Here is a 14756-nt window from a genome sequence, read left to right on the forward strand (position 1 = left end):
CCATGGCCGGAATCAAGGACGCCACCGCAATCGTCGGCATCGGTCAGACCCCCTTCGCCAAGCAACTCCCCGAGGACGAGCGGACCTTGGCCTGTCGCGCCGTCCTGGCCGCCCTCGACGACGCGGGCATCGCCCCCGCCGAGGTCGACGCCCTCGCCTCCTACACGATGGAGGAGACCGACGAGGTCGAACTGGCGAAGGCGGTCGGCTTCGGCGACCTGACCTTCTTCAGCAAGGTCGGTTACGGGGGCGGCGGTTCATGCGCCACCGTCGCCCACCTCGCCACCGCCATCGCCGCCGGGCAGGCGACCGTGGGCGTGGCCTGGCGGTCCCGGAAGCGGGGCAGCGGGGTACGGCCGTGGACCAACACGACCCGCCAACTCCCCACCCCCGCCCAGTGGACGCGCCCCTTCGGCCTCCTCCGGCCGGCCGACGAGATCGCGATGCTCACCCGCCGCTACATGTACGAGTACGGCGCCACCCGCGACCATCTGTTCAACGTGGCCCTCGCCTGCCGGAACAGGGCCAACCAGAATCCGGCGGCGATCATGTACGACCGCCCGCTCACCCGCGAGATGTACATGACCTCCCGCTGGATCAGCGAACCCCTCTGCCTCTTCGACAACTGCCTTGAGACGGACGGCGCGTTGGCCTGCGTGATCGTCTCCCGGGAACGCGCCCGCGACTGCCGCCGCACCCCCGTCCACATCCACTCCGCCGCCCAGGGCCTCCCCGCCCAGCACCACGGCATGGTCAACTACTGGAACGACGACCCGCTCACCGGCCCGGCCTGGACCGCCGCCCGACACCTGTGGAAACACGCCGACTTCACCGCACAGGACGTCGATGTCGCCCAGATCTACGACGCGTTCACCGCCCTCGTCCCGCTCTCCCTGGAGGGCTACGGCTTCTGCGGCCGGGGCGAAGGGGGCGCCTTCACGGAGGGCGGCGCGCTGGAGATCGGCGGCCGGCTCCCCCTCAACACCAGCGGCGGCGGTCTCTCCGAGGCGTACGTCCACGGCTTCAACCTGATCAACGAAGGCGTACGACAGCTGCGCGGCACCAGCACCGCCCAGGTCCCGGACGCCGCCACCTGCCTGGTCACGGCGGGCGAGGGCGTCCCCACCTCCGCCCTGCTACTGAGGAACTGAGGAGTTGATCCGCCCATGCTCGCTCCCGTCCCCGACGACGACGGCGCCCCCTTCTGGCAGTACGCCCGCGACGGCGAACTCCGCGTCCAGACCTGCGCCGACTGCGCCGAACCCCGCTTCCCGCCCCGCCCCTGCTGCCCCCACTGCCAGTCCTTCGCGAGCGAGTGGCGGCCGGTGAGCGGACGGGGCCGGGTGTGGTCGTACGTCTTCCCGCATCCCCCGCTCCTGCCCGACTACGCGGCCGTCGCGCCGTACAACGTGGTCGTGGTGGAGCTGGCCGACGCCCCGCGCATCCGGCTGGTCGGGAATCTGGTCACGGGCGCCGGGGCAGCCCTCGACTCCCTTTCCCCCGACCGGGTCCGGATCGGGGCGCGGGTGCAGGTCGTGTTCGACGAGGGCGGGCTTCCGCAGTGGGTCCTGGAGCGGCCGTGACCCTCAACGTCTCCGTCGACAAGGACACCGGCGTCGCCGTCGTCACCCTCGACCGGCCGCACCGGCTCAACGCCATCGACCTCACCACCGCCGACGAACTCAGCGCCGCATGGCGGGAGTTGCGGTTCGACGACTCCGTGCGGGCCGTCGTCCTCACCGGGGCCGGGGAGCGTGCCTTCTGCACCGGGCTGGACCGGGACGCGGTGGTGCCGCAGCCCAACTCCCCCTATATGCAGGACGATCCGCTGCTGCACATCGGCCCGAAGGCCAACGACCTGTGGAAGCCGGTGATCGCCGCCGTGACCGGGATGGCCTGCGGCGGGGCGTTCTATCTGCTGGGCGAGAGCGAGTTCGTCGTCGCCGACCCGACCGCCGTGTTCTTCGACCCGCACACCACCTACGGCATGGTCAGCGCGTACGAGTCGGTGCTGATGGCACACCGGATGCCGTACGGCGAGGTAGCGCGGATGATGCTGATGGGGACGGCGGAGCGGATCTCCGCGCGGCGGGCCTACGAGCTGGGACTCGTCTCCGAACTCGCCGAGCCAGGAAGGGCGTTGGAGGCGGCGGTGGCCTGCGCGACCGTCATCGCCGGATATCCGGCGGAGGGGGTCCAGGGGACCGTGCGGGCGTTGTGGGCGGCGAAGGAGGCGGCGCGGGCGCAGGGATACGCGCAGGCACCGCCGCTCATCGCGCTGGGCAACCTCCCGGCGGAACGGCAGGCGGAGCTGTTCGCCGACCGGAAGAACGGCGGCTTCCGGACCCGGTGAGGGTCAGGCCGCGGTGGCCCTGGGGTCGACCTCGCAGTGATCGAGCCGGTCCAGGGCCCCCGTACTGGCGGCGGCCATCCGGAGGGTCGCTTTGCCGTTCGCGGGCACATACACCTGGTGGGTTGTGTCGGCCATGGTGAACCCGGTCCTGTCCTTGTACGCGACCTTCACGGTGAAGAGCGCCTCGCGCCCGTTCGGGTTCCTGACCTCGACGGTCGTGTACGGGTCGTCCACGCTCGCGCACCGCTTGAGCACCGCGGTGCCGTCCTTCAGAGGCCGGGCGGAGGCGGACGAGGTCGCCGTGGGGGTGGAACGGTAGGTGGGCCGCGAACGGTGCGTACCGGTGCTGCCACCGGTCCCGGAGCCGTACGCCTCGTCGGACGAGCCGCCGCCCGGCGACGAACTGTCGTGGTCCTGGCGGGAACTGGAGCACCCGCCCCCGCCGCCGCTCCCGTGACGGCTGTGGCTGTGGTGCCGTCCCGTGGAGAAGCCGGTGAGAGTGAGTACCGTCAGTGCCAGTACCGCCGTGAATCTGAGCCTGCGCCCCCGCGTATGCATCCGATCATGGTACCCACCTGGGTCAACTGGCGCCGCTCACGAGGTCCTTGCGGTGCCCGTGCCCTTCTCCGCGTCGAGGGCGTACACGCAGCGGTCCTTGCTACAGGCGTACACGACCCCGTCCCTGACGACCGGTGCGCCGGTGATCTCGCCGCCGGTGGCGAGTTTCCAGCGGAGGCGGCCGTCGTCGGCCTTGAGGGTGTACAGGAGGTGGTCGGTGGAGCCGAAGTGGATACGGCCCTCGGCGACCGCGGGGGCGCCGACGATGTCGCCGCCCGCCTGGAAGCGCCATTTGGGTGTTCCGGTGACCGCGTCGAGGGTGTAGAGCCCCTTGCCGCTGCCGACGTGGACGTGCCCCGCCGCGACCAGGACGGGTTCGATGGAGGCGCGCGGTTCGGTGGCGATACGCCAGCGGTCGCGGCCGTCGGCGGCGTCGAGGGCGTAGACCGTGCCGAGGTAGTCGGCGAGGTAGATGCCGCCGCCCGTGACCGCGGGGCCGGGGGCGAAGGTCGGCGGACAGAGGAAGACCGCCGGGGCCTCGAAGTGCCAGCGGACCCGGCCGCTCGCGACGTCCACGGAGAGGACGCGGGTGCCGGCGGCGAGGTACACGTGTCCGTCGGGGGCGGGGGTGATCCGGACGGGGACACCGCCGCAGGAGGCCGCGTCGCCGATCGGATACGACCAGCGCTCGTCGCCCGTCCGGGCGTCCAGGGCGCGCAGGCGGGCGTCCTGCCACACGTAGACGGTGCCGTCGTGCAGGGCCGGGCCCGCTTCCGGGGACTCGAAGTCGGTCTGCGCGCCGGTCAGCTGCCAGAGCTTCTGCCCGGTGGACGCCTCCCAGGCCTGCACGCCACCACCGCGGGTGCCGGTGACGACGGTGCCGCGCTCCGCCTTGAGGGAGTACACCCAGGCGTCGGTGGACAGCCGCCACAGGTCACCGCCCTCGCGGGCGTCCAGGGCGAAGAGGGTGGGGCCGTCCGAGGCGTGGATACGGCCGTCCGCGACCGCCATCGACCAGGCGACGTCCCGCGTCTTGAAGGAACGGCGGCCGGTCGCCACGTCCAGGGCGTGCACCTCGAAGGAGGTGACGTAGACGAGGTCGCCCGCGACGGTCGGGGTGCCCCACACGTCGTTGGACATCCGGAACCGCCAGGGACGCCAGCCGGAGGCCGTTTCCGGGGGCAGCGCGGGGGGCGGGGGTACGGCGGCGGGGTCGACGCCGTTGACGCCGGGCCGGGGCCGGGACCAGGAGGCGACGAGGCCGGCCTCCGGCGGGGGCGCCTTCACGGCGGCGGCGCGGGCGTCGGCGACACGGGGACCCGGGCCGATGGGCACCGGCGCGCCCGCGAGCCGTACGGGCCCGGTGTCGGGGGCGCCGACCGGGACCGGCACGACGGGGTCGTGGGACGGCGGCGGCGGTACGGCGACGCGACCGCCACCGCTGCGGCCGCTGGTGGGCGCCGGTTTCACGGGCGGGCGGCCACCGCGCCGGGTCTCGATCAGGCCGACCGCGCGCTCGGGCAGCCAGGCCGAGGCCGTACCGCTGTCGTCGGAGCCGGAGCCGAAGAGGTGCGGGGCGAGCTGGGCCTGGAGGTCGGCCGGGTTGGGCCGGCCGGTGGCCTCCATCTGCATGCAGGACTCGATGAGGGGGCGCAGTTCGTCCGGGAGGCCGGTGAGGTCGGGGCCCTCGCGCAGCAGCATGAAGACGGTCTCGACCGGGTTGGCGCCGTGGAACGGGGGGTGTCCGGTGGCGGCGAACACGAGCATCGAGCCGAGCGAGAACACATCACTCGCGCCGGTGACGCTGCGGGAGTCCTTGGCCTGCTCGGGAGACATGTAGGCCGGGGTGCCCACAGCCACATTGGTCATCGTCAAACGGGTGTTCGACACACCGGAGGCGATGCCGAAGTCGATGACCCGCGGCCCGTCCTCGACCACGAGCACGTTGGACGGTTTCAGGTCACGGTGGACGAGACCCGCCCCGTGGATGGACTGCAACGCCTCCGCGACCCCCGCCGCGAGCCAGCGCACCGCCTGGGCCGGCATCGGCCCGCACTCGTTCACTATCTCCTCGAGCGAGGGCGCGGGCACATACGCGGTGGCCAGCCAGGGCACGGCCGCCCGGGGATCGGCGTCGACCACGGCCGCCGTGTAGAAGCCGGAGACGGCACGCGCCGCCTCGACCTCACGCGTGAAGCGGACCCGGAACAACTGGTCCTCGGCGAGTTCCGTCCGCACGGTCTTGATCGCCACGCGCCGGCCGGACGCCGAGCGCGCGAGATAGACCAGCCCCATGCCGCCCGCGCCCAGCCGTCCCAGCACCTCGAACGGCCCGATCCGCCGCGGATCGTGCTGCGTCAGCTGATCCACCACTTGCCTGCCACCTCCCCGTACGGGCCACGCCACCCACATATGTACGCGACCCCGTGCAGCGTCTCACCACCGCACCGCCATGGCGGCACGCACCCCGATTCTTCCTGGCCGGGCCACAGGTTGCGAACCCGGCGACTAATCGGGGTGTCTCGCCATATCTCCGGACAAACGTCCAGGTGTCAGCGTTGCAGCAGCGCGAACGACGCCCCTTGATTGTCCGTGACGACCGCCACTTTCCCGTACGACGTCTCGAAGGGCGGAACCTGCACCCGCCCGCCCAGCCGGTGCACGGTTCCCAGCACGGCGGTGATGTCCTCGACCCGGAAGTGCACGAGGAAGTGCGGGGGCATCTCGACCGGGAAGACGTCGGAGACGGGCGCCCGCCCGAAGTCGGGAGCGGCGTCCGGGCCGAACAGGGCGTCTGTGAAAAGTCCGCCGTAGAAGGTGTTCGCGCTCTCCGTGTCGCGGGCGTACAGCTCGGCCCAGCCGAAGGTGCCGGCCTTGTGCCGGGTCCCGAAACCGGGGTGCCGGGCCGCCTGCCACAGCCCGAAGACGGCCCCCTCCGGATCGGCGGCGAGAGCGGCGGTGCCCAGCTCCCCCACGGCCACCGGCGCGGTCACCACCTGGCCGCCGGCCTCCCGGATGCGTCCGCTCAGCCGCACCACGTCCGGGGTCGCGAAGTACACCGTCCACACGGTCGGCATGCGCCCGTCCGCCTTGTGGGCGAGCGCCGCGACGGCCTCTCCGTCCTTGCGGGCCCATACGGAGCCGCCGTACGCCTCCTCGAAGGTCCACCCGAAGAGCTCACCGTAGAACCGCCTGCCCGCCGCCAGGTCCGGAAGCTGCGCGTCCACCCAGCAGGGGACGCCCTCTCCGTACGCGGATGCCCTGTTTTCGGCCATACCGTCAAAGTAACGGCGACGCACGCACCCCGCAGACCAGGCACACCACCCTCCGGACCCTCGTGCACCCCATTTGCAGTCGGCCGAATCGCGCTCCGATCACCCCTCGGTAAGCTGACGGCATGACAGGACAAGTGCGTACCGTCGATGGCCGCGTGGCCGGCCGGCGTGGGCAGGCGACCCGGCAGAAGCTGCTCGACTGCCTAAGCGAGATGCTCAGCTCCTCCCCTTACCGGGACGTCAAAGTCATCGATGTCGCCCGGAAGGCGGGGACTTCACCCGCGACCTTCTACCAGTACTTCCCGGACGTCGAAGGCGCCGTCCTGGAGATCGCCGAGCAAATGGCCACGGAGGGCGGTCAGTTGACCGAACTCCTGGCCGGCCGTTCCTGGGTCGGCAAGGCGGGCTGGCAGACCTCCCAGGAACTCGTGGACGGTTTCCTGGAGTTCTGGCGGCGCAACGACGCGATCCTCAGGGTCGTCGACCTCGGAGCCGCCGAGGGGGACAAACGGTTCTACAAGATCCGGATGAAGATCCTGAACTCCGTCAACAACTCCCTCTCGGACGCCGTCGCCGAGTTGCAGGCCAAGGGCAGGGTCGACAAGGACGTGAACCCGGCGGCGATCGCCGGCTCACTGGTCGCGATGCTCGCGGCCGTCGCCTCGCACCAGAAGGGTTTCCAGACGTGGGGCGTCAAGCAGGCTGAACTCAAGCCGAACCTGGCGCTGTTGGTCCACCTGGGCGTGACCGGCAAGAAGCCGACGAAGTAGGAGTCCCTGCTTCCAGGTCCCAAGTCCTGTCTCGTGGGCGGTGGTTCACTCCGGTGGACCACCGCCTGCCCTGCGTGTGATCCGGAACAGCCGGATCTCCCGCTCGATCCGTCGCTGATACGTGGCGTACGGCGGCCAGAACGCCAGCGCGGCCTTCCACACCGCGGCCCGCTCCTCCTCCTCCAACAGCCGTGCGGTGACGGGGATCTCCTCCCCTTTCCAGCTGATCTCGGCGTCGGGATGGGCGATCAGGTTGTGCGTCCAGGCGGGATGCCCGGTACGCCCGAAGTTGGACCCGATCAGAACCCAGCCACCGGCTTCCGGCATACAGGCAAGGGGACTTCGGCGCGGCTGCCCGCTCCGCGCCCCGGTGGAGGTCAGGATCACCCCCGGCAGCATCTGGGCGCTGAGCAGCACCTTCCCGCGGGTGAGCCGGTGCACGGTCCGGTCCATGGCGGGGATGACATGGGGGGCGATCCGCGCGAACGCCCGTGTCGACGACACCTTCTGCACCGCACGCACACCGATCACACCGTCACCTCGCGGCTCTCGAAGAGATGCGCCCCCTCGGCGGCATGCGCCCGCAGCCGGTGCACCGGCCCGAACAGCAGCTCGTCCCCGGTGGCACGCTTGAAGTAGAGATGGGCCTCGTGCTCCCAGGTGAAGCCGATCCCGCCGTGCAACTGAATTCCCTCGGCGGCGGCGGTCCGCAGCGCCTCCAGCGCCTGAGCGAGCGCGAGCCCACCGACCCGCTCCCCCTGGCCGGTTGCCCAAGCGGCGTAATAGGCGGCCGACTTGGCGGCCTGGACCTGCACGTACACATCGGCCAGCCGGTGCTTCACCGCCTGGAACGACCCGATCGCCCGCCCGAACTGCTCCCGCTGCTTGACGTACTGGACGGTCCGCTCCAGCGCGCGGTCGGCGGCACCGACGGCCTCGGCGGCGAGGACGGCGGCGACGGTGTCGCCGGTGGCGGAGAGCTCGCGGAGGACGCGGGGACCGCCGGGGGCGCTGTCGTCGTCCTCACCGAGCAACTCGGCGGCCACGTCCCGCAGTTCGAGGCGGGCCTGCGGCCGGGTCGCGTCGAGGGCGGTCTGCCGTGTGCGTACGAGCCCGTCCGCGTCGCCCGCGACGAGGAAGAGCAGGGTCCGCGACCGGGCGAACCCCCCGGCGTGGGCGGCGACCAGCAGCACATCGGCGCTGTGCCCGTCGAGCACCTGCGCGACCTGCCCGTACAACCGCCACCCGGCGTCCGCGACCTGCCGGGCCTGCACCCCGCCCGCGCGTCCGCCCCCCGCCCATTCCCCGCCGTTGGGGCCGGTGAGGGTGAGGGCGGTGGTGAGTTCGGTGCCGGGGACGGCGAGGGCGGCGGTGAGGGAGCCGGCCGCGATGCGGGGCAGCAGGCGGGCGCGCTGGGTGTCGGTGCCGAGAGCGAGGACGAGGGGTGCGGTGAGCACGGCGGTGGCGAGGAGCGGCGAGGGGGCGAGGAAACGGCCCATCTCCTCGGCCGCGAGGGCGAGTTCGGTCACCGAGCAGCCGATACCGCCGTAGGACTCGGGGAGGGCGAGTCCGGGCAGGCCCAGTTGCCGGGCGAGGGCGGTCCAGAGGGCGGGGTCGTGTCCGGCGGGGGTGTCGACGGCGGCACGCAACTCCTGGGGGCCGCACCGCTTGTGGAGCAGTTCGCGGAGGGTACGGCGGATCTCGTCCTGCTCGGCGGTGAAGCTGGCGTCCATGGCACTTCCCTCCAGATCTGACGGTCCGTCATATTAGGAGTCCGGGCACGATATGCACAGAGGGAGGAGGCCCCTCATGCCAGTGGGGAGCCGCAAGGTCGCCGTGGTGGGCGTGGCCCTGTCCGACTGCGGACGCGTGGACGACGCAACCCCCTACGCCCTGCACGCCCAGGCGGCCCGCCGCGCACTGGCGGACGCGGGCCTGGGAAGGGAGATGGTCGACGGCTTCGCGTCGGCGGGCCTGGGCACCCTGGCGCCGGTGGAGGTGGCCGAATACCTGGGCCTGCGCCCCACCTGGGTCGACTCCACCTCCGTGGGCGGCTCGACCTGGGAGGTCATGGCGGCCCACGCGGCGGACGCGATAGCGGCGGGCCACGCGAACGCCGTCCTCCTGGTCTACGGCTCGACGGCCCGAGCCGACATCAAGGCGGGCCGCAGAACGGGCGACCTCTCCTTCGGCGCACGGGGCCCCCTCCAGTTCGAGGTCCCCTACGGCCACACCCTGATCGCCAAGTACGCGATGGCCGCGCGCCGCCACATGCTCGAACACGGCACGACGATCGAGCAGTTGGCGGAGGTGGCGGTGCAGGCCCGGGCGAACGCGGCCCTGAACCCCGAGGCGATGTTCCGCGACCCGATCACCGTGGACGACGTCCTCTCCGGCCCGATGATCGCCGACCCGTTCACCAAACTGCACTGCTGCATACGGTCCGACGGCGGCGCGGCGGTACTGCTGGCGGCCGAGGAGTACGTACGGGACTGCCGTACCGCGCCGGTGTGGGTGCTCGGCACCGGGGAGCATGTCTCGCACGCCGCGATGTCCGAGTGGCCGGACTTCACGGTCTCACCGGCGGCGGTGAGCGGCCGACTGGCGTTCGAGCGGGCGGGAGTCGAGGCGTCGGAGATCGACTTCGCGGAGATCTACGACGCGTTCACCTACATGACGTTGGTGACGCTGGAGGACCTGGGTTTCTGCGCGAAGGGTGAGGGGGGTGCCTTTGTGGAGAAGGGGCGGTTGCGGGTGGAGGGCGGGGAGTTGCCGGTGAACACGGACGGCGGCGGACTGTCGGCCCAACACCCCGGAATGCGGGGCCTGTTCCTGCTGGTGGAGGCGGTGCGGCAGTTGCGGGGCGAGGGCGGGGCGCGTCAAGTGACGGGCGCGGACGGCGAGTTGCCGCGACTGGGGGTCGCCTCGGGAACCGGCGGCTGGTTCTGCTCCTCGGGGACGGTGGTACTGGGGCGGGACTGAGCCAGCAGGGCCTTCCAGGACCGGTTGCGCTTGAAGGGCAGTTCGAAGATCCGGGAGAACAGCCAAGCCGCCGACACCGAGACGGGCAGACCCACGAGCAGCGTGAAGCAGAAGGTGGGCAGCCCGGGCGCGACCACATGCGGGGCGACGCGACGGATGACGACCAGGACGACCGGCAGGTGGATCAGGTAGAGGCTGTAGGAGGCATCGCCGAGCACCCGCAACGGCCGGGCGGTCAACAGCCGTACAAGCCGAGCGGGTTGGCCGGTGGCGACGGCGGCGATCAGCATCGTCATGGCAGGGGCGACGGCGAGGTCGACCCAGAAATAATGGTGCACGCTCCAAACAGACCCCCGCACGACACCGAGCACCACGACGGGCAGGGCGGCCAGGACGGCGAACCACCCCCACGGCAGCCGCCGGACACGCTCCGACGCGACGACGACCCCCGCCCCCACCACACCCACGACGAACACGGGCGCAAGATGCGGGGCAAGCCAGTTGTCGCCCTCGACCGGATTGGCGCCAGGGGCCAGCAGCCCACGGACGACCACCGGAAGCGTCACGCAGGCGACGACCGCCGCCGCACCGAACCGCCGCCGAACAAGAAGGACCAGTGGAAAAAGGAGATACAGCTCGGCCTCCACCCCGATCGACCAGAAAGCGCCGTTCGGAGTCGGAGCGAAGAACACGTCCTGGAGGACAAGGCCGTAGACAAGGACAGACGAGCCGGTGGGCGGCCCGTAGTGCGAGGCCGGGACCAAGAACAGCGAAACCCCGAGGCTCATGGCCAGCGCGGCCCAGTACGGCGGAAGGATGCGCCAGGCGCGCCGCCGCAGGAACCGACCGACTCCCCCGGTCCGCCAGCCATGCCGGGCCGGCGAGATGGCGAGCGAGAAGCCGGACAACACCAGAAAGAAGACGACGGCGAGCCGCCCGAACATCAGCACGTCCAGAACCCTGGGCGCCGAACTGTTCGGGTACCCCGGGAAGGTGTACAGCCAGCAGTGGAACAGCACCACATACAGCGCGGCCAGCCCGCGAAGACCGTCCAGCCCCAGCACCTGCCGACGCACGGGTGCGCTGCTCGTCCGAACTTCCACTGAGACGGAAATCGCCAGACCCTTTCTCCGACACGGCCCTCGGCAAGTGGTACGCGCCACCCGGCCACGAAGTTCAACAACAACCAGCCGACGCCCGCACCACCCCTCCGCAAGCCGCACCCTTTCCTAACCAGTCACCCCACCCCACACCAGTTAGATTCACCCACAGCTTCCAGCACCCACCCACCCGGCGACCGCTGACCACTCACCCGCGATACGCCCCCACCCACCGGGCGATAGCCGCTAAGCCGACCCGGCGTGCAGGCGAGACGCGACAGCGCACCGCCCACACCGCCACACACCCCAGTACAGGCAAGGGCGTAGGCACCCGGGCCACCCGTTTCCTCCGGGCCACTCGCTCGCTTCTCCAACGGGCTGGAGCGGCCCGAGTCAAGGGTGAAGCGCAGCGAAATCGGCGCAGCCGACGCGACCGCAGGGAGCGCCCTTTACTCGGGCCGCGGAAGCCCGACACTGACCAAGAAGCGAGTGGCCAACCCGCCCCCCCAGGCTCAGGGCCAGAGCAACCCCCTAGACCAACCCCGCTCCCCACGGACATAACTCAGCCGCACATGACGTCGCAGAGCATCCCCCTGAAAAAACTCGACCTCGTCCGGGAACACCCGATACAGACACCAGGAAGGAGCCGGAGTCTCCGGCTCGCGTTGAGCCAGCGCCCAGGACGCTTCCGAGGCCTGCGCCAACTCGGCCAGGGAGGAGAGCGGAGCACTCTGACGGCCGGTCAGTGCGGCAGCGAGGGCCCCGGTCGAGTGAGCATGGAGATCTGCCTGGGATTCGGCCGAGGTCGCCGAGACGACCGGCCCACGCAGGCGAACCTGACGCCCCAGCAGGGGCCAGTAGAAGGCGAGAGCGGCGTACGGAAACGTCGTGAGCTGGTGACCCTTGCGACTGGTGGTGTGAGTGGCGAAGGACCACCCCTCCTCGTCCGCGCCATGCAGCATCACCATCCGCGCATCGGGCAGCCCACCGCCCTCGGTAGCCGGATCGCCGTCCCGCGTCGCCAGCGACATCACATGCGGCTCCGTCTCCCCGGCCGCCACCGCCTCCGCGAACCAGGTGGTGAACAGGGGGAGAGGCGCGTCCGGTGCCGTGGCCGGGTCCAGGGGCGGGAGCTTGGTCAGCTCGGGGTCCCATACGCGTAGCGATCGAAGCAGTTCGTGAAGGTCAGTTCCCGTTGCCATGAGGTGAGTATCACCTCGGGAACGCCCCGGCGCGGAAGCCGCAGCCCGAGGCGAGTCACCTCACGGAAGACCCGGCGCGAAAGTCATAGCCCGCGAAGTCCTCCACAGGCCGATACCCGAGGCGCTGGTACAGCGCGTTGCTCGTCGAATTGGCCAGATCGGTGAAGAGAAGCACCTCCTCCGCGTTAGCCGCCCTCGCCATCCCGCTGACCTCCGCAGTCACCGCCCCCGCGTAACCCCGGCCCCTGAACTCCGCCGGGGTGTAGACGGGAGCCACCCCCACCTGACCGGCCACCTTCGGCGTGATCCCGGCCATGGACACCGGCGTACCGTCCGGGGTCTCCCAGAACGTGATCCCGCCGTACGCGATCCGCGCGTCGGCCCACTCACCGGGGTCCTGCGAAGGACCGCTCTCCCCGATCGCCTCGGTGAACTCGACGTACCAGCGCATGAGTTGCTCGCGATCGTCAGCCGTCGCAACCCTAGGACGACCCGGCGGCGAGGGCCGCTGGGGCGTCAACTCGCCCAGACGGTACAGGCGTTGACGTGCGTAAAGTCGGCAGTCCAAATCCGTCCGCCGCCCCCACTCCTCCGCAAACTCCGCTGCCGTGTCCAGCTCAGCCATGACTCCCGGCAACTCGTCCCCTCGCGCAGCCAGTTGGGCGGCCAGCCCGCCGGCCTCCCCACCCCCCAGCGGGGTCAGCATCAGGCGACCGGGCGGGGTACGGAAGAACGCGCCCCGTACCTCCCCGTCCCGTTCCAGCAGACCGAACACCGGGTCACCCTCGCCGTAGACGCGGAGCCCCCGGCCGCGCAGCGCCTCCGTCACCGTCAGATGGACCGTGTGCAGTGCGGGGCGCGAACGCAGGAACTCGCCCGCCCGGGTGAGGAAGTCGGTCAGGTCGCCGGTGATGTGCCAGTCGGTCGGTGTCACGCGTCGGTCTCCGGGTCCGTGGCCAGGCGGCCGTGCAGGTGTACATCGCGGAAGGTGCTCTGGCTGCCGGCCTCGAACATCGCCCCGCGCAGGGTTCCCTCGGCCGGGAAGCCGCAGCGTTCGGCGATATGGCAGGACGCGTCGTGGCCGAGGGCGTGACCGAGTTCGAGGCGGTGCAGGCCCAGGTCGGTCAGGGCCCAGCGGGCGGCCAGGGTGAGGGCGCGGACGGCGACGTGCCGGCCGCGGGCCTCGGGCAGGGTCCAGTAGCCGACACGGGCGACGCGGACGATGTGGTCGATGTCGTTGACGCCGATGTGCCCCAGCGTCGTACCGCTGGCCGCGTCGGTGACACAGAACGAGGCGCTGACGCCGTCCTCCGCGCTCTCGGCGCGGGAGCGGAGCGAGTTACGGGCGCTGGTGGCGTCCGTGATCGGCCGTAGCGGGGTGTTCCAGCGCTGGAACTCGGGGTCGGAGACTCCGCGCAGCCAGTCGGTCACGTCGCTGTCGGCGTCGGGGTCCCAGGGGCGCAGCCGGAGTCCGTGACCGTTCAGCTCGGGGAAGGGGCGCTGGAGGGACCGCTCGCGTATGTGGGCCATCGCGCCATTGAATCAAGCGCCCCGTGCACCGGATACGTCTTTTTTCCTCAGCCTGAACACGGGCACCCCGTCCCGGAACGCGACGTAGACCGGGGTCCCGGCCCGCAGTTCGGCCGTGCCGGACTCCACCAGTTCCGTCATCATCCGGGGTCCCTCCGCGAGGTCGACGACGGCCGCGACGTACGGCACCCGCTGCCCGAAGGGCGGGAGGTCGTTGCGGTGGACGACGGACCAGGTGTAGAGGGTGGCGTGGCCGCTCGCGGGTTCCCAGGTGACGTGCTCGCTCCAGCAGTGGGGGCAGAACTCGCGGGGGTAGTGGTGGGCGCGCCCGCAGTCCGCGCAGCGGCGGAGGAGGAGCCGGCCCCGCGCCGCCGCGTCCCAGTAGGTGCGGGTGAAGGCGTCGGGCTCGGGGACGTCGAACCGCGCTTCGCCCATCAGAACCACCCCAGCGCCGCGTCCACCGACCACACCTGCCAGGACATCGCGAACAGCGCCACGACCGAGATGAGCGCCATCATCGCGTTCTGTCCCTGCTCCGCCCAGTCGTGGATCATGAGCGTGAAGTAGAGGACGTTGAGGAGCAGGCCCCCGACGAGGGCGGCCGGGGTGAGGAACCCCGCGACCAGGCCGAGGCCGGTCGCGAGTTCGGCGTAGACGACGACGTAGGACATGGCGCGCGGGCGCGGCGCGACCACCGTGTCGAAGCCCGAACGGACCGCCGTCCAGCGGTGCTTGGCCGCGACGTCGGACGCCCACGCGATGCCCGTGCCGCGCTCGAACCACGCCTTCTTGTCCTTGTGCCGCCAGCTCTCCAGCCACCACAGCCCGAGTCCTATGCGGAGGACCGCGAGCCAGTCCGCTCCGCTGAGCCAGATCGCATCCATGAATCTGACGGTACGTCAGAAGCTGAGGAAAGCCGAGAGCCGGCCATGAAAATCCTGTGTTCCGGCCATGCCGCTGTGGGTCCCCCATGAACGTCCGGCAGA

16 protein-coding genes are annotated in these 14756 nt (G+C 71.1%); 5 read left to right on the plus strand and 11 right to left on the minus strand.

The window, feature by feature from the left end:
* The first annotated feature begins 2 nt into the window (after positions 1-2).
* Genes ACIRB1_RS13400 through ACIRB1_RS13410 form a run of 3 tightly spaced genes read left to right on the plus strand, consistent with a single transcriptional unit; the run spans position 3 to position 2353 of the window.
* Complete coding sequence (locus ACIRB1_RS13400) at positions 3-1151, plus strand: lipid-transfer protein (protein WP_403465614.1); 1149 nt, start codon at positions 3-5, stop codon at positions 1149-1151.
* A gap of 15 nt (positions 1152-1166) precedes the next feature.
* On the plus strand, positions 1167-1583 hold the full coding sequence (locus tag ACIRB1_RS13405) for an OB-fold domain-containing protein (protein WP_352183315.1): 417 nt from the start codon (positions 1167-1169) through the stop codon (positions 1581-1583).
* On the plus strand, positions 1580-2353 hold the full coding sequence (locus ACIRB1_RS13410) for an enoyl-CoA hydratase/isomerase family protein (protein ID WP_403465615.1): 774 nt from the start codon (positions 1580-1582) through the stop codon (positions 2351-2353). Before ACIRB1_RS13405 ends, ACIRB1_RS13410 begins: the two co-directional genes overlap by 4 nt.
* Before the next feature lie 3 nt (positions 2354-2356).
* Here the strand turns inward: ACIRB1_RS13410 and ACIRB1_RS13415 are convergent, their stop codons facing one another.
* From ACIRB1_RS13415 to ACIRB1_RS13425, 3 genes are all read right to left on the minus strand, one after another.
* Positions 2357-2911, minus strand: a complete 555-nt coding sequence (locus tag ACIRB1_RS13415) for a hypothetical protein (RefSeq protein WP_403465616.1) — start codon at positions 2909-2911, stop codon at positions 2357-2359.
* 36 nt (positions 2912-2947) lie between these two features.
* Positions 2948-5284: a serine/threonine-protein kinase gene (locus ACIRB1_RS13420; protein ID WP_352183312.1), complete on the minus strand. Its 2337-nt coding sequence runs from the start codon at positions 5282-5284 to the stop codon at positions 2948-2950.
* Positions 5285-5463: 179 nt separating this feature from the next.
* Positions 5464-6186, minus strand: a complete 723-nt coding sequence (locus tag ACIRB1_RS13425) for a VOC family protein (protein ID WP_352183311.1) — start codon at positions 6184-6186, stop codon at positions 5464-5466.
* A gap of 122 nt (positions 6187-6308) precedes the next feature.
* On the opposite strand from ACIRB1_RS13425, the gene ACIRB1_RS13430 reads away from it, so the two are divergent.
* Complete coding sequence (locus tag ACIRB1_RS13430; protein ID WP_327403296.1) at positions 6309-6956, plus strand: TetR family transcriptional regulator; 648 nt, start codon at positions 6309-6311, stop codon at positions 6954-6956.
* A 45-nt stretch (positions 6957-7001) separates the two neighbouring features.
* Here the strand turns inward: ACIRB1_RS13430 and ACIRB1_RS13435 are convergent, their stop codons facing one another.
* Both ACIRB1_RS13435 and ACIRB1_RS13440 read right to left on the minus strand, forming a co-directional pair.
* Entirely contained in the window at positions 7002-7487 is a 486-nt protein-coding gene (locus ACIRB1_RS13435) for a nitroreductase family deazaflavin-dependent oxidoreductase (protein WP_403465617.1), read from the minus strand.
* Positions 7484-8689: an acyl-CoA dehydrogenase family protein gene (locus ACIRB1_RS13440; protein ID WP_352183309.1), complete on the minus strand. Its 1206-nt coding sequence runs from the start codon at positions 8687-8689 to the stop codon at positions 7484-7486. Before ACIRB1_RS13440 ends, ACIRB1_RS13435 begins: the two co-directional genes overlap by 4 nt.
* Positions 8690-8765: 76 nt before the next feature.
* Here ACIRB1_RS13440 and ACIRB1_RS13445 point away from each other — a divergent pair, with 76 nt between their 5' ends.
* A complete protein-coding gene (locus tag ACIRB1_RS13445; protein ID WP_403465618.1) occupies positions 8766-9938 on the plus strand; it encodes a thiolase C-terminal domain-containing protein in 1173 nt (390 codons plus the stop codon).
* Here ACIRB1_RS13445 and ACIRB1_RS13450 read toward each other — a convergent pair.
* From ACIRB1_RS13450 to ACIRB1_RS13475, 6 genes are all read right to left on the minus strand, one after another.
* Positions 9836-11014 (minus strand): acyltransferase family protein, encoded by a 1179-nt coding sequence (locus tag ACIRB1_RS13450; protein WP_403465619.1) that lies wholly within the window; start codon positions 11012-11014, stop codon positions 9836-9838. The genes ACIRB1_RS13445 and ACIRB1_RS13450 overlap by 103 nt on opposite strands.
* 536 nt (positions 11015-11550) lie before the next feature.
* Complete coding sequence (locus tag ACIRB1_RS13455) at positions 11551-12240, minus strand: pyridoxal 5'-phosphate synthase (protein ID WP_403465620.1); 690 nt, start codon at positions 12238-12240, stop codon at positions 11551-11553.
* A 55-nt stretch (positions 12241-12295) separates the two neighbouring features.
* On the minus strand, positions 12296-13174 hold the full coding sequence (locus ACIRB1_RS13460; protein WP_403465622.1) for a GNAT family N-acetyltransferase: 879 nt from the start codon (positions 13172-13174) through the stop codon (positions 12296-12298).
* Complete coding sequence (locus ACIRB1_RS13465) at positions 13171-13770, minus strand: GNAT family N-acetyltransferase (RefSeq protein WP_403465623.1); 600 nt, start codon at positions 13768-13770, stop codon at positions 13171-13173. The genes ACIRB1_RS13460 and ACIRB1_RS13465 overlap by 4 nt, the downstream gene beginning before the upstream one ends.
* Before the next feature lie 12 nt (positions 13771-13782).
* Positions 13783-14205 (minus strand): Zn-ribbon domain-containing OB-fold protein, encoded by a 423-nt coding sequence (locus tag ACIRB1_RS13470; protein ID WP_403465624.1) that lies wholly within the window; start codon positions 14203-14205, stop codon positions 13783-13785.
* Positions 14205-14654, minus strand: coding sequence for a DoxX family protein (locus ACIRB1_RS13475; protein ID WP_266771302.1), 450 nt, complete (start codon positions 14652-14654; stop codon positions 14205-14207). Before ACIRB1_RS13475 ends, ACIRB1_RS13470 begins: the two co-directional genes overlap by 1 nt.
* Positions 14655-14756 lie beyond the last annotated feature (102 nt).

This window comes from Streptomyces sp. NPDC096013, assembly GCF_044763565.1.
GTDB lineage: Bacteria > Actinomycetota > Actinomycetes > Streptomycetales > Streptomycetaceae > Streptomyces.